Raw genomic sequence first — 13993 nt, forward strand, 5'->3', positions numbered from 1 at the left:
GCTATCGCCTCACCGCATCGAAGAATTCGCCGTAGAGCCGCACGACCGCCTCTTTTGTATGGGCTTTTTGGTACGAAAATGCGCCTTCCTGCACAAGCCCCTTTGCCAAGGCAGCGTCGTTGCAGGCGCGCACAAGGCTTGCGGCCAGCGCATCCGCGTCGTCGACGGGCACCAGCAAGCCGTTGCGGCCGTTTTCGATCAAAGCGGCAGGGCCTGAAGCGGTAGCGGCAACTACGGGGCGATTCTGCGCCCAGGCTTCGAGTACGACGTTGCCGAGCGGTTCGACGCGCGACGGGCAAGCAAGCACGTCGCACGCCGCGAGCAGGGCGGCCGTATCCTCGCGCCAGCCCAGGAACCGCACGCGCGACGCAATGCCCAACGCTTGCGCTTGTGCGCGCAAATCGGCTTCGAGCGGGCCTGTGCCGGCGATCCACAGATAGGCTTTCGGCATCTTGGCGAGTGCCGCCAGCAGCACGTCGAACGCTTTGTTTTCGTGCAGACGACCCAACGCCAGCACAAGTTTGGCGTCAGCGGGCGTATCGAGGGCCGCCCGGTCGACGGCTGGGGCGTGCGCGGCATCGACGAAATTCGGCAGATAGGCCACGCGCGCGGCGGGCCAGCCTTGGCGGACGATCCAGTCGCAGATGTCTTTGGTGTTGCCGATCAGATGGCGGCAACGTTTGTAGTATTTGAGATCGTAGTAGCCGCCCAAGCGCCCGACATAGACAGGTTTGTGCTCAAGCACGTAACGCCCCGGCAGCTTGGCCGCCGCCCGGCTCATGAAGGCGAGTGCGATGTCGGGCTTGAAGCGGTCGATCGCGTTTGCGATGTCCCATGTCGTGCCGAAATCGAACCAGCCGCCGAACGGCGCTTGCGTGACGGCAAGACCGCCCGCGCGCAAGCGCTCGGCGCGCGCCGTATTGCTGCGAATCGTTGCGGCGCATTCCATGTCCGTTTGCGGCAACGCCAGCATCAGGCGTTCGAAAAACGCTTCGGCCCCGCCTTGCGGTGCCCCCGCCATCACGCCGAGAACTCGCATCACAAACCCGCTTTCCGCGCAAAATCCTGCGCCATGTCGCCCCAGCTGCGTTTTCCTTGCGACGCAAGGCATGCGCGGTGCTGGGCAGTCCACAACGCGTCGTCGATCAAAAGACGCCGTGCCGCATCGGCAAACGAAGCCGGCCCGTCGACGACGAAGCCGGTAACGCCGTCGACCACGCGCTCGGGCAAGGCGCCGTTGCGCAACACGACGCACGGCACGCCCATCGCCTGCGCCTCGGCGACCGACAGGCAGAAGGTCTCCGTCGGATCGCCCGGATAGAGATACACCCGCGCGCGGCGCAACGTTGCAACCAATTGCGCGTGGTCGATCAAATCGCCCAATGTCAGCTGCTCACCCGCGGCCGCACGCGCAGCATCGATCGCTTCCTGCATGGCCGCAGCCGTGCGCGGCTTGGGCGGCGTACCATAGAGGCCGAGCCCGGTATGCACCTGCAGGCGCGCAGCCGGCACTTGCGGTGCGATCTCGCTCTGCCACAAGGGGGCGAGCATGCTGAGGCCGCGCAGCGGGTTGGCGGCGTAAAGTGCGAGCGGCGGCGGCGGTGCGCGCTCGGTCTCTTGGCGAAACGACGCATCGAGCCCGAGCGGGATCACGTGCCGCGCGCGCGCGGGCAGCCACCAAGGGGCGGAGCGCAGATGCGCGTTGCTCACAAACACAAGCTCGGACCGATGGCGCAGCATGCGAAGGACATAGCGCGGCTTTGCGAGATAGCGCGCATCGTTGTGCAGCCAAAAAAACCGACGGCGCGCATCGGCCCCCAAGGCCAACAGATGCGGACTGCGATTAGCGACGAACAGATCCGCCTTGCCCGGCAGCTTCGTGCCGAGCGGCACCCAATCGACGCCGCGATGGCGAAGGCTGCCCGCGCCGCGCGCGGTTGCAGTCACGTCGTGACCCTGTGCCGCGAAGGCTTCGGCAAGCCGCACGAAGGCCGTCTCGCTGCCGCCGGCCGCTTTACCGTCAAGCGATTTGCCGTCGAACACGACCCCGTCGTCGGCAAGGACGATGCGCGCCATCGCCGCCCCTAGCCTCGAAGATCCGGCGGCGATTCGTGTTTGGCTTTGAGATGCGAGACCAGCGGAAACAGCCCGGCCAAGGCCGCGATCACGAGCCCGTAGCCGCCCTCGCGATAGCCCTTGCGCGCGACGTAGCATTTCCAGAAGCGCGAGAAGAAGCGCCGCACATAGCGCTTGGTATCGTCCGGATCGCCCGCCTCGCGCAGATCGGCCGCGCGCGCCTCGCTGTAGCGATCAAGGCGCCGTATCGTCTCGGAGAGATTGCGGTCGACCTCGTGGCGGATCGCGTGCGTCAAGGGCGCACCCGCCTCGCCCGTCAGCACGAGCTTCGGATGCACGCGCTCGCGGCCCCATGTTTTCGTGCCCTTGCGGAACAGGCCCCAATAGCCGGACTTGCCGAAAGAAGCGCCCCAGCCATAGCGCACAAGGCGCGTGCCGATATAGTTGTCGACCGGGATCGAATGGCGGCTGGCCGTGCTCGTTTCGACCGTGCGGCGAATCTCGGCGGCAAGGTCGGGCCCAACCAATTCGTCGGCATCGACCTCGAGCACCCATGCATGCGTGCACGCGGCGATACCTTCGTTGCGCCTGTCGCCCTCGCGCGGCCATTCGCCTTCGACGATGCGTGCACCCGCCGCCGCCGCGATGGCGGCACTGCCGTCGGTCGTGCGGTCGAGCACCACGACGATTTCGTCGGCGAAAGCGACGCCTGCGAGGCACGCCGGCAGGCGGCCCTCTTCGTTGCGCGCGACGACGAGGGCCGAGAGCTTCATGCCGCTTCCCGCTTGGCGCGGCGCAACAGGTCCAACGCCGCCGCTTCAACCGTTTCGACCGCGATCGAGGTCAGCAGCGAATGCGAACCGTTCGGCTGGTAGTCGATGCGCGCGAAAAGCGCATCTTTGCTTTCGGCCGTGCGCACATAGGCCGTGTTCGCGCCCCAGGGCCGGAAATTTCGTTCGTCCGACGGCCCGAACAGCCCGAGCGTGGGCACGCCGGAAGCCGCCGCGATATGCATGAGGCCTGAATCGTTGCCGACAAAAAGATCGGCACGCGCGATGGCCGCCGCCGCAGTCGCAAGATCGGTGGTGCCGACAAAATCGATCGCGCGGGAACCCAAGCCAGCGAGCAAGGGCGCCGCAGCCGCCTGTTCGCCCGGCCCGCCGAATACGGCGATGCGCGCGCCCGCAAGCACCGCACCCGGTGCGGTCAAAGCTTCGGCCAATGCCAAAAATCGTTCGGCCGGCCAGATTTTGCCGGACCAGTTGGCAGTGGCCCCAAGTGCCAAGATCGGGCCGTCGCCGAGCCGCTTGGCGGCGGCTTGTTTGGCTTCGTCCGACAGCCACAGTACCGGTGCCGGCGGCGGATCGAAATCGAGCACGCGGGCGGCATCTTCCACGCGATGGATGGAGTCGTTGCGCCCCGTCGAACGCGCGCGCTTGCGCGCTGCCAGAAACCACACGAGGCCCGAGCCCCGCATGTCGACCGCGATGTCCCAGAAATTCGCAAGCGTGCGCAGCCACAACGCGAACCAATGGAGTTTGAACTTGCCCTTGCGCAGCACAATGGTGCGTACCCGCTGCGGCATCGCCTCAAACAAGGGCGCTGCCGCCGGGCCGCAGGCGATCGTGAAGCGCGCTTGCGGATAGCGGCGGGCCAACTCCGCCAACACACCCGATGCCAGCATCGCGTCGCCGATCCGGTTCGAGGCGACGAAAAGCACCTTCATGCGAAGCGCTCTTCCCACTCGGAAGCGGCGATGGCCCAACTGCGGCCGCGCCGCAATTGGCGTGCGGCTGCAGCCATGGCGCCGTAGGGCTCTTCGCCCGCCAGCAAGCGCAAGGTCGCGGCCGCATAGGCGGCGGAATCTTCGGCAACGAAGCCTGTCGAGCCGTCGAGCACGAAGATGCGCGCGACCGCACTTGCCGCGAACGTCACGGCCGGCAAACCGGTCGCCTGCGCTTCGACGAGTTGCAGTGCCAGCGCTTCGTCGCTGCGCGCCGGATGGAGGAAGGCACGCGCACGGCGATAGATGTCGGCCATCTGCGGATCGGGCTGCGGGCGCTTCACGCGCACGCCCTGCGCTGCCGCCGCCTGCACCTTGTCGTGGATCGCGGCAATGTCGGCGGGGACCAAGCCGCTCAAGGCCGCGCGGTCGAGCAGGCTCGAATAGACATGCAATTCGGCATCCATCGCCGCCGGATGCACGTGTGCGATCCAAAGATCGATAAGCGTTTCGAGACCACCCAGCGGATGGCACACCGTGACCGCATAGGGTGGTGCGGCCGGTGCGGCGACCATGTCTTCCACATACGACGGCGCAGGCGCGTCGCCGATCACGTGGGCGGGCAGACCATGCAGCGTCGCAAAATCGCGCTGCGCATCGGTACGGAACACGAGCTGCGGGGCGAGACGCTGCCAGACGCCCTGCCAGCCCGGCGTGTCGAGGGCACTTGCCGCCCCTGCCACCCACAGCACGCGCGTGCCGGCGTTTTTCACGAGATCGAACAAGGTCGGGTCGCCGACTGCAACCAGCAGATCGCATTGTTCGGGCCGGTCGCCATGCCAGCCGGGATAGGAAACGCCGTCGCAGGCGAGCACGGTCTCGGCACGCGTGATGACCGTCACCTGATGGCCGCGTTGGGCTAGCGAAGCCGCCAAATACGCGACCGCCTTTTGCGGCCCGTCGAGCGGGCGGCTGGTCGGGCTGAAGCCGTCATATTCGGCCGAATCGTCGAGGAAGCAGATATGTTTGAGCATAGGCGCGTTATAGGCTCCAACAGCACCCTTGCCAAGCGCAGGGGCGGCCACCTAACTCCTAGGGATCGAGCCCGCCCCCGCATCGGAGCTGCCGCCATGTCCGCCCGCTTTTTCGCCCCCCTTCCCGCCCGTGCCGTCTTGCGCATCGCCGGGCCCGACCGTATCGGCTTTCTGCAGGGCCTTGTCTCAAGCGATGCCGCCAAGATCGCGTCTGATCGCGCGCTGCATGCGGGCTTTTTGACGGCACAGGGGCGCTTCCTGCACGAGTTTTTCATGGGAGCCCTCGGCGAGACGGTGCTGCTCGACTGCGAAGCGGCACGGCGCGACGATCTGCTGCGCCGCCTCAAAATCTACAAGCTGCGCGCCAAGATCGAACTCGTTGCCGACGACAGCTTCGTCGCCGCCACCTTCTGGGGCGAGGGTGCCGCCGAAGCTTTCGGCCTGCCCGACACAGCAGGTGCCGCCAAGGAACAGGGCGACGGCATCGTCTATGTCGATCCGCGCTTGGCCGCCTTGGGCGTGCGTGCCCTCGTGCCCGCCGCGCGCCTCACGGAAATCGCCGCAGCGTTTGCCCCCGGCACGCTCGACGCGTACGAAGCGCTGCGCCTGTCGCATGGCGTGCCGGACGGCAGCCGCGATCTTGCTGTCGAAGACGCGTTGCTGCTTGAAAACGGTTTCGAAGAACTCGGCGGCGTGGACTTCAAAAAAGGCTGCTATGTCGGCCAGGAAGTGACCGCGCGCATGAAATATCGCGGCCTCGTCAAAAAGCGCCTGCTGCCTGTGACGATCGAAGGCCCTGCCCCTGCGATCGGCACGCCGATCCGCTTGGACGGCACGGATGTCGGCGAAATGCGCTCGAGTGCCGGCAGCCAAGGCCTCGCCTTGCTGCGCCTCGAAGCGCTCGACAAACCAAGCCCGCTCGTCGCGGGCGAGGCCAAACTTGTCGCCCACAAGCCCGCCTGGGCGAATTTCTAGGCGCTATTTGCGCTTCGACTTGGCCTTCGTTTTGGGCTTTGCCTTCGGCGCTGGCTTCTTCTTGATCGGCGCTTTCTTGACCGGTGCCTTTTTCGCGGCCGCCTTTTTGACCGGCGCCTTTTTCACAGTCGACTTCTTCACGACGGGCTTCTTGGCGGCAGGCTTCTTCACAGGCGGCTTCTTGGAGACCGCGAGGCGCGCGAGCGGTGCGGCGCGTCCCGGTGCGGGGCGTGCGGCACTGCGGCGACCGGCATCCAAGCGCACGCGCGCATGACGGTCGAGCGCCGGCGCCGATTTCTTGGCGGCCGGTTTCTTGACGAGCGACGCGGCACTGGCCGATTCCTGCAAGGCAGCCTGAGCCGCCGCCAAACGCGCGATCGGCACGCGGTAGGGCGAGCACGACACGTAGTCGAGCCCGGCCGTTTCGCAGAACTGGATCGAGGCCGGATCGCCGCCATGCTCGCCGCAGATGCCGAGCTTGATGTCGGGCCGTGTGGTGCGGCCGCGCGCGCAAGCCATCTTCACGAGCTCGCCCACGCCCTCTTGGTCGAGGGTCACGAACGGGTCGCGCACGAGGATCTTCTGCTGCTCGTAAGCGCCGAGGAAATTCGCCGCATCGTCGCGCGACAGGCCGAACGTCGTCTGCGTGAGGTCGTTGGTGCCGAACGAGAAGAACTCGGCCGTCTCCGCGATTTCGGCCGCGCGCAGGGCCGCACGCGGCAGCTCGATCATGGTGCCGAGCGAATATTCGACCGCTTGGCCAGTGGCAGCGCGCACTTCTTCGGCCACCTTGGCTATGTGATCGCGCATCACGTCGAGCTCGCGGCGCACGGCCACGAGCGGGATCATGATTTCGGGTATCACCGTCTCGCCCTTGGCTTTGGCGACCAGAATGGCCGCTTCGAAAATCGCGCGCACCTGCATCTGGTAGATTTCGGGATACGTGACCGCGAGGCGGCAGCCGCGATGGCCGAGCATCGGGTTCGTTTCGGTGAGCTTCTCGGCGCGCGCCTTCACTTCGGCAACGCTCTTGCCCGTCGTGCGCGCAAGCTCGGCAAAATCGGCTTCCGAATGCGGCAGGAATTCGTGCAGCGGCGGATCGAGCAGACGGATCGTCACGGGCAGGCCCGCCATGATCTCGAACAACTCGACGAAGTCGGCGCGCTGGAACGGCATGATCTTGGCCAATGCCGCCGCACGCGCGGGCGCGTCGTCCGCCACGATCATCTCGCGCACCGCCAAGATGCGCGACGGCTCGAAGAACATGTGCTCGGTGCGGCAGAGGCCGATCCCTTCGGCCCCGAAGCGGCGCGCGGTGCGCGCATCGAGCGGCGTTTCGGCGTTCGTGCGCACCTTCATGCGGCGGTAGCTGTCGGCCCATTCCATGATGCGCGCGAAATGGCCCGACAATTCGGGCTGCACGGTCGGCACTTCGCCCGCGAAGACTTCACCCGTCCCGCCGTCGATCGTAATGGCTTCGCCTGCCGCGATCGTTCGGCCGCGAATGCTCATGGTCTTGGCTGCGTAGTCGACGCGGATTTCGCCGGCCCCCGCCACGCACGCACGGCCCATGCCGCGCGCCACGACTGCGGCATGGCTCGTCATGCCGCCGCGCGTGGTGAGGATGCCGCGTGCGGCATGCATGCCGTGGATGTCTTCGGGGCTCGTTTCGATGCGCACGAGGATGACCGACTTGCCGCCGGCCGCGAGCGCTTCGGCCTCGTCGGCCGAGAAGCACACGATGCCGGACGCAGCCCCCGGCGATGCCGGAAGGGCACGCGACAACAATGTGCGCGGGGCCTTGGGGTCGAGCGTGGGATGCAGGAGCTGGTCGAGGCTCGAGGGGTCAATGCGCGAAACGGCCGTCTTGCGGTCGATGAGGCCTTCTTCGGCCATCTCGACCGCGATGCGCAAGGCCGCTGCCGCCGTGCGCTTACCGCTGCGCGTCTGCAGCATGTAGAGCACGCCTTTTTCGACCGTGAATTCGATGTCCTGGATGTCGCGATAATGCCGCTCGAGCCGCGTGCGGATCGCGACGAGCTGGGCGTAGGTCTCGGGCATCGCTTCTTCCATCGACGGAAGCTTGGCCCCCTGCTTCTCGCGGCCCGCTTTGGTGAGCTGCTGCGGCGTGCGGATGCCCGCGACCACGTCTTCGCCCTGCGCGTTGATCAGGAACTCGCCGTAGAAGGCGTTTTCGCCGGTCGACGGATCGCGTGTGAAGGCGACACCGGTGGCGCAGTCGCCGCCCATATTGCCGAACACCATCGCCTGCACATTGACGGCCGTGCCCCATTCTTCGGGGATCTGGTAGAGGCGGCGATAGGTGATCGCACGGTCGTTCATCCAGCTCACGAACACGGCCCCGATCGCACCCCACAATTGCTCTTGCGGATCCTGCGGGAAGGGTCGGCCGAGTTCCTTTTCGACCATCGCCTTGTATTCGACGACGAGTTCTTTCCAGTCTTCGGCCGTCATCTCGGTGTCGAGCGCGTAGCCGCGGTCGGATTTAGCGTGTTCGAGCAGTTCTTCGAAATGGTGGTGGGCAATGTCGAGCACAACGCCGCCATACATCTGGATGAAGCGGCGATAGCTGTCGAACGCGAAGCGCGCATCGCCGCTTTCGCGTGCCAACCCTTCGACGGTGGCGTCGTTGAGGCCGAGATTGAGCACCGTATCCATCATGCCCGGCATCGAGGCGCGTGCGCCCGAGCGCACCGACACGAGCAGCGGCTTTTTGGCGTCGCCGAATTTGCGGCCGACGATCTTCTCGACCGCGCCCAAGGCCGCCGCCGTCTGCGCCTTCAGCTCGGCCGGGTAGCTGCGCTTGTTGGCGTAGAAATGCGTGCACACTTCTGTGGTGATCGTGAAGCCGGGCGGTACGGGCAGGCCCAGATTGCTCATCTCGGCGAGGTTCGCCCCCTTGCCGCCGAGCAGGTTGCGCATCTCGGACTTGCCTTCCGACTTGCCGCCGCCGAACGAATAGACCCACTTCGCCATGGTTTTTTCCTCTAGCCTTCGATACGCGCAAAATCCGCCACCAGCATCGTGGTGCGGCGGATCTGCGACAGCAGTTTGAGACGGTTCGCGCGCAAGGCCGCGTCGTCGGCATTGACGGTGACCTTGTCGAAGAACGCGTCGAGGGGGCCGCGCAGCGACGCCAAAGCGCGCATCGCGGCCGCAAAATCTTCCACCCCGACGGCTTTGCGCACGGAAGCTTCCACCTCCGACAAACGCGCGAAAAGCTCTGTTTCTTCCGCCTGCGCGAGCAGGCCCGCATCGACGGGTGCGTCGTACGATGCACCGTCCTTCTTGGCCTCGATGCCCGCAATGTTCGATGCGCGCCGTGCCGCGATCAGAAGATTGGCGCCATCGTCGCTTGCCAAGAACGCGCCGAGCGCTTCGACGCGGGCGAGCAGCCGCACAAGATCGTCCTCGTCGCCGAGGGCAAACACCGCATCGATCAGATCGTGCCGCACGCCCTTTTCCTTGAGCGACACTTTCAGACGGTCGGCGAAAAAATCCAAAAGTTCAAAAGACTCGCGGTTCGCGGACAAGGACCCGCGCGTTTGCATGTCCAATCCCATGCTCCGAGTCGAGTAGGGCGACTCAGCCATGCCCGCGGCTTTCATTGCATCCGCAACTCGGTCAAGATTTTTGACCGATTCCGCGAGCATTCGTTGCTCCATGACAGAGATACTTGCCCACTTGAATACGCTGCCAAGGTCAAGGCGAATCTTGTTCTCTAGAATTAGCCTAATCACACCCAACGCCGAACGGCGCAGCGCAAACGGGTCTTTGGAGCCCGTCGGCTTTTCGTCGATGCTCCAGAAACCGGCCAGCGTGTCGATTTTTTCGGCCAAGGCGACGGCGACCGAGACGGGCTCGGACGGGCATGCGTCGCCGGGGCCGAGCGGCTGGTAATGCGCGCGGATGGCGTTGGCCACAAGCTCGCTCTCGCCGTCGTGGCGCGCATAGTAGCGGCCCATGATGCCTTGCAACTCGGGGAACTCGCCGACCATGCCGGACGACAGATCGGCCTTGGCAAGATGGGCGGCTCGCGTTGCGGCGGCAACGTCGGCCCCGATCTTGCCCGCGATGAAGGCCGAGAGTTTTTCGAGCCGCTCGACCTTCTGCAGCACCTTGCCGAGCTTGGCATGGAACACGCGCGATGCCAGCGCAGGCACACGCGCTTCGAGCTTGGTCTTTCGGTCCTGGTCCCAGAAGAATTTGGCGTCCGACAGGCGCGCGCGCAAAACGCGCTCGTTGCCCGCGACAATCAGTTCGCCATTGTCTTCTGCGACCATGTTGGCCACGACAATAAAATGGCGGCCAAGCGAACCGTCCGCATTCAACGTCGCGAAATATTTCTGGTGCGCGCGCATCGATGTGACCAGCACTTCGGCCGGCACATCCATGAATTTTTCGTCGATGGCCCCTGCCAGCACGACCGGCCATTCGACAAGGCCCGCGACCTCGTCGAGCAAGCCCGGATCGTCGCGCAGTTTCACGCCCAGCTTTGCGGCTGCGGCGGACGCATCGGCCGAAATCTTGGCGCGGCGTGCGGCTGCATCGAGGATCACAAAGGCCTTTTCCAACTTCGCGCGATAGTCGGCAAAGCCCGACACGGCGAACGCGGCGGGCGCCAGAAAGCGATGGCCGACGGTCGTGTTGCCGAACGCGATCTTGTCGCCGCCGAGATCGAATTCGCCGCTGAGCGAAGTACCGTCGAGCAGGGCGACGATGCCCTGCATCGGGCGCACCCAGGCAAAGCGCTGGGTGCCTGCGCGCATCGATTTGGGCCAAGGCAGCGCTTTGATCGCCTCGACGATCACGCCCGGCAGAATCTCGGAAGTCGCCGCACCCTTCTTGTCGACGACCGCAAACCAGAACTCGGCCTTTCCGACCATGCGCTTTTCGCACGCGTCGAGCGAAGCAAGGCCTGCACCCTTCAAAAAGCCCGCAATAGCCTGGTCGGGCGAGCCGACGCGCGGACCTTTTTTCTCTTCCTTGAGATCGGGCGTGCGCAGCGGCAGGCCATCCACGACCAGCGCCAAGCGGCGCGGTGTGACAAACGCTTCGGACTTCGAAAATTCGAGCCCGGCTTTGCCGAGGCCTTCGCAGACGAGGCGTTTCAATTCCTCGGCCGCACGACCTTGCATGCGCGCCGGGATTTCCTCGGACAGAATCTCGAGCAGCAGCTCAGCCATTGGCCGCACCTTCGCCCGCGAGCCACGCTTCGCAGCAGGCCTTGGCCAAGTTGCGCACGCGGCCGATATAGGCTTGGCGCTCGGTCACCGAAATCACGCCGCGCGCATCGAGCAGATTGAAGCGATGCGAAGCTTTGATGCATTGGTCGTAGGCTGGCAGTGCGAGCTTCGCTTCCAGCAGCGCCTTACACTCGGCTTCGGCGTCCTGGAAATGCTTGAAGAGCTGGTCGGTGTTCGCGTGCTCGAAATTGTGCGCCGAATATTCGCGCTCGGCGCGCAGGAACACTTCACCGTATTTGACGCCCTCGTTGTTGAAAGCGAGGTCGTAGACGTTCTCCACACCTTGGATATACATCGCCAAGCGCTCGAGCCCGTAGGTGAACTCGACCGCAACGGGATTGCACTCGATGCCGCCGACCTGCTGGAAATAGGTGTACTGCGTGACTTCCATGCCGTCGCACCACACTTCCCAGCCGAGGCCCCAGGCCCCCAGCGTCGGGCTTTCCCAATCGTCCTCGACAAAGCGTATGTCGTGGCGCTTGGCGTCGAGCCCGATCTTGGCGAGGCTGCCGAGATAGAGCTCCTGCGCGTCCGCGGGCGACGGTTTCAGGATGACTTGGTACTGGTAGTAGTGCTGGAGCCGGTTCGGGTTTTCGCCGTAGCGCCCGTCGGAAGGGCGGCGCGAGGGCTGCACATAGGCGGCTTTCCAAGGCTTGGGACCCAGTGCCCGCAACGTCGTGGCCGGATGGAAGGTGCCCGCCCCCATTTCCATGTCGTAGGGCTGCAAAATGAGGCAGCCCTGCGCCGACCAATAGGCGTGCAAGGTCAAAATCAGGTCCTGGAAACTAAGGGGCTTCATCCGTGGGGCTTCATAAGTGGGGCCGACTCCTACCGGTTGCGGCGCAACATAGCCAGCCATCCCCCCTGCGGCAATGACGGAATCGGGGCGTAAATCCGCTACAGCGAGCGGTGCGGGCGCGGGCAGCCGCGAATGCTGCAATAGGGGGTTTTGGCGGGCACCCATAGCGAACAGGCCACGCACCATTCGACGTCGTAGCCTTCGAGGCTTTTGGGCTTTTCAGGAGCCGAGCGCGGCTCGTCGTCGGCGAGCCTTACCTGGACATACAAATAGACGGCCACAACGCCGCCCACGACCAGCGACCATGGATATTCGAGCACGAATTCGACGATTTCCATGGGGCGGTTCTAGCAGACGGCGCGGGCGTTCCGCCAAGGTTCCGATTCGATGGCCGAACCGCACTGCTGCACGGCCTTCGGCACGCGCTGAAATTTGGCCGCCCGCGCCCCATATCGCGTAGGTTCGCGCGGATCGACCAGCCCCTTTCGAAGAAGGAACATCGTATTGCGATGAAAGATTTCCAGCTGACCAACGATGTTCTGGTCAAGTCGATCGAGCACAGCAATATCGCGCACACGATTTCGCGCGTCGACGGCGACATGGAACTGGTCTACGTGAACCAGGCTTTTCTCAATGTCACTGGGTATTCGCGCGAAGAAGTCATCGGACGGAACTGCCGTTTCCTGCAAGGGCCCGGTACCGATCCCAATACGGTACGCGCCATTCGGGAGTCTGTCGCCGCTTTCGCGACGATCGAGATCGAGATCCTCAACTACCGAAAAGACGGCACAAGCTTCCCCAACCATCTGCGGATGGCGCCCGTCTACGATTCCGACGGCATCCTGATCGCGTATTTGGGCGTGCAGTCGGACGTGACGCATTTCTACCAGAGCCAACGGTTCGAGCAGGAGCGCCAGAAGATGGAGGCGCTTGGCCGCATGGCGGGCAACGTAAGCCACGAAATCAAAAATACGCTGCAGCCGGTCAAGCTCATGAGCGACTTGCTGAAGGACTGGAAATCGCTGAGCGAAGACAAGCTCAAACGCTGCCTGGAGATTCTCACCGAAAACGTCGATATCGCCGACAAAGTCGCGCAGGACGTGCTGCGGTTCTCGCGCCGGGCAAGTTCAGAGATCGAAACCGTAGACGCCGCCATCCTGCGGCAGGACGTCATCCGTTTCGTGCGAAATCTTCTGCAGGCGAACACTGGGTTCGAATTGAGCGTCGCAGCGACCTCATCCGAAGACCAAATGTTCGTGCGCATCCGCCGAAACCACGTCTATCAGGTGCTCATCAATCTCGTGAACAATGCCATTTTTGCCATGGAAGGCGCGGGCAAGCTGACGCTTCTTTGGAATCGCGAAGACATCGGTCCGGCAAGGGCGCTGGAACTCAGTCTGAAAGTAGGCACATACCTCGTGATCGGAATTCAAGACACCGGTTGCGGCATCGAAGAGAAGAACATCGGCGAGATTTTCAGCCCGTTTTTCTCGACCAAACCCCCTGGCGAGGGAACCGGACTTGGACTTTCGGTCTCGTATCGAATGGCGCGGGAATGGGAAGGCACGCTCGCTTTCGTCAGCGAGTCGAAAGTCGGAAGCACTTTTTATATATATATTCCAATAGCTTGAAAGATAATAGCGGGAAATAGAAGATTTACTTCTTCGCGAAGTGGTTTATGTGCCAACAATGTACTAAGTTTATGTCTAACTCTGCGTTTTTAATTTTCCCAAGGAAGAAGAATGAAAAAGAAAATTTTGCTGATCGAAGACATGAAGGGGGTTCGCGAATCTCTCGAAATGATTCTCTCGATGCAGGATTACCAAGTCGAGATGGCTTCCGACGGTGCCGAAGGACTGCGCGCCGCAAAGGCAGCGAAATTCGATCTGATCATAACGGACATACTCATGCCGGAAATCGACGGCGCAGAAGTGATCATGGCGTTGCGGGCGGCCGGCAACAAGGTGCCGATCCTGGCGATTTCGGGCGGCGGCAACGGCGTTTCCGCCGCCATGGCGCTGACGCTGGCGAAGGAAAAGGCCGACGCCGTGCTCGAAAAACCGTTTTCGAAGGCGGATCTGCTGGCGGCCGTTCGGAACCTGATTCCCTAGTATCTGGA

At 63.9% G+C, this 13993-nt stretch carries 12 protein-coding genes; 3 read left to right on the forward strand and 9 right to left on the reverse strand.

Annotated features, from left to right (window positions below):
* Window position 1: 1 nt before the first annotated feature.
* Genes O9320_16690 through O9320_16710 form a run of 5 tightly spaced genes read right to left on the reverse strand, consistent with a single transcriptional unit; the run spans window position 2 to window position 4833 of the window.
* The gene (locus O9320_16690; protein ID MCZ8312484.1) at window positions 2-1039 is read right to left on the reverse strand and encodes a glycosyltransferase; all 1038 of its coding nucleotides are present in this window, start codon (window positions 1037-1039) and stop codon (window positions 2-4) included.
* Entirely contained in the window at window positions 1039-2076 is a 1038-nt protein-coding gene (locus O9320_16695; GenBank protein ID MCZ8312485.1) for a glycosyltransferase family 4 protein, read from the reverse strand. Before O9320_16695 ends, O9320_16690 begins: the two co-directional genes overlap by 1 nt.
* A gap of 8 nt (window positions 2077-2084) precedes the next feature.
* The gene (locus O9320_16700; GenBank protein ID MCZ8312486.1) at window positions 2085-2849 is read right to left on the reverse strand and encodes a glycosyltransferase family 2 protein; all 765 of its coding nucleotides are present in this window, start codon (window positions 2847-2849) and stop codon (window positions 2085-2087) included.
* Window positions 2846-3802 (reverse strand): glycosyltransferase family 9 protein, encoded by a 957-nt coding sequence (locus O9320_16705; protein ID MCZ8312487.1) that lies wholly within the window; start codon window positions 3800-3802, stop codon window positions 2846-2848. Before O9320_16705 ends, O9320_16700 begins: the two co-directional genes overlap by 4 nt.
* Window positions 3799-4833, reverse strand: coding sequence for a glycosyltransferase (locus tag O9320_16710; protein ID MCZ8312488.1), 1035 nt, complete (start codon window positions 4831-4833; stop codon window positions 3799-3801). The genes O9320_16705 and O9320_16710 overlap by 4 nt, the downstream gene beginning before the upstream one ends.
* 96 nt (window positions 4834-4929) lie before the next feature.
* On the opposite strand from O9320_16710, the gene O9320_16715 reads away from it, so the two are divergent.
* The gene (locus O9320_16715) at window positions 4930-5808 is read left to right on the forward strand and encodes a folate-binding protein (protein MCZ8312489.1); all 879 of its coding nucleotides are present in this window, start codon (window positions 4930-4932) and stop codon (window positions 5806-5808) included.
* A gap of 3 nt (window positions 5809-5811) precedes the next feature.
* Here the strand turns inward: O9320_16715 and ppdK are convergent, their stop codons facing one another.
* From ppdK to O9320_16735, 4 genes are all read right to left on the reverse strand, one after another.
* Window positions 5812-8805 (reverse strand): pyruvate, phosphate dikinase, encoded by a 2994-nt coding sequence (gene ppdK, locus O9320_16720; GenBank protein MCZ8312490.1) that lies wholly within the window; start codon window positions 8803-8805, stop codon window positions 5812-5814.
* A gap of 11 nt (window positions 8806-8816) precedes the next feature.
* Window positions 8817-11015: a glycine--tRNA ligase subunit beta gene (glyS, locus tag O9320_16725; protein ID MCZ8312491.1), complete on the reverse strand. Its 2199-nt coding sequence runs from the start codon at window positions 11013-11015 to the stop codon at window positions 8817-8819.
* Entirely contained in the window at window positions 11008-11874 is an 867-nt protein-coding gene (locus tag O9320_16730) for a glycine--tRNA ligase subunit alpha (GenBank protein ID MCZ8312492.1), read from the reverse strand. The genes glyS and O9320_16730 overlap by 8 nt, the downstream gene beginning before the upstream one ends.
* A 98-nt stretch (window positions 11875-11972) precedes the next feature.
* A complete protein-coding gene (locus tag O9320_16735) occupies window positions 11973-12212 on the reverse strand; it encodes a hypothetical protein (GenBank protein MCZ8312493.1) in 240 nt (79 codons plus the stop codon).
* Between the two features lie 171 nt (window positions 12213-12383).
* On the opposite strand from O9320_16735, the gene O9320_16740 reads away from it, so the two are divergent.
* The gene (locus O9320_16740) at window positions 12384-13505 is read left to right on the forward strand and encodes a PAS domain-containing protein (protein MCZ8312494.1); all 1122 of its coding nucleotides are present in this window, start codon (window positions 12384-12386) and stop codon (window positions 13503-13505) included.
* A 111-nt stretch (window positions 13506-13616) separates the two neighbouring features.
* Window positions 13617-13985: a response regulator gene (locus O9320_16745; protein ID MCZ8312495.1), complete on the forward strand. Its 369-nt coding sequence runs from the start codon at window positions 13617-13619 to the stop codon at window positions 13983-13985.
* Window positions 13986-13993: the final 8 nt, after the last annotated feature.

Origin of the sequence: Magnetospirillum sp. (assembly GCA_027532905.1) — a bacterium.
Lineage (GTDB): Bacteria > Pseudomonadota > Alphaproteobacteria > CACIAM-22H2 > CACIAM-22H2 > Tagaea.

Coding starts and splice junctions, on each gene's coding strand:
- O9320_16690 (MCZ8312484.1), bottom strand. CDS start 1,039: ATGCGAGTTCTCGGCGTGATGGCGGGGGCACCGCAAGGCGGGGCCGAA.
- O9320_16695 (MCZ8312485.1), bottom strand. CDS start 2,076: ATGGCGCGCATCGTCCTTGCCGACGACGGGGTCGTGTTCGACGGCAAA.
- O9320_16700 (MCZ8312486.1), bottom strand. CDS start 2,849: ATGAAGCTCTCGGCCCTCGTCGTCGCGCGCAACGAAGAGGGCCGCCTG.
- O9320_16705 (MCZ8312487.1), bottom strand. CDS start 3,802: ATGAAGGTGCTTTTCGTCGCCTCGAACCGGATCGGCGACGCGATGCTG.
- O9320_16710 (MCZ8312488.1), bottom strand. CDS start 4,833: ATGCTCAAACATATCTGCTTCCTCGACGATTCGGCCGAATATGACGGC.
- O9320_16715 (MCZ8312489.1), top strand. CDS start 4,930: ATGTCCGCCCGCTTTTTCGCCCCCCTTCCCGCCCGTGCCGTCTTGCGC.
- ppdK (MCZ8312490.1), bottom strand. CDS start 8,805: ATGGCGAAGTGGGTCTATTCGTTCGGCGGCGGCAAGTCGGAAGGCAAG.
- glyS (MCZ8312491.1), bottom strand. CDS start 11,015: ATGGCTGAGCTGCTGCTCGAGATTCTGTCCGAGGAAATCCCGGCGCGC.
- O9320_16730 (MCZ8312492.1), bottom strand. CDS start 11,874: ATGAAGCCCCTTAGTTTCCAGGACCTGATTTTGACCTTGCACGCCTAT.
- O9320_16735 (MCZ8312493.1), bottom strand. CDS start 12,212: ATGGAAATCGTCGAATTCGTGCTCGAATATCCATGGTCGCTGGTCGTG.
- O9320_16740 (MCZ8312494.1), top strand. CDS start 12,384: ATGAAAGATTTCCAGCTGACCAACGATGTTCTGGTCAAGTCGATCGAG.
- O9320_16745 (MCZ8312495.1), top strand. CDS start 13,617: ATGAAAAAGAAAATTTTGCTGATCGAAGACATGAAGGGGGTTCGCGAA.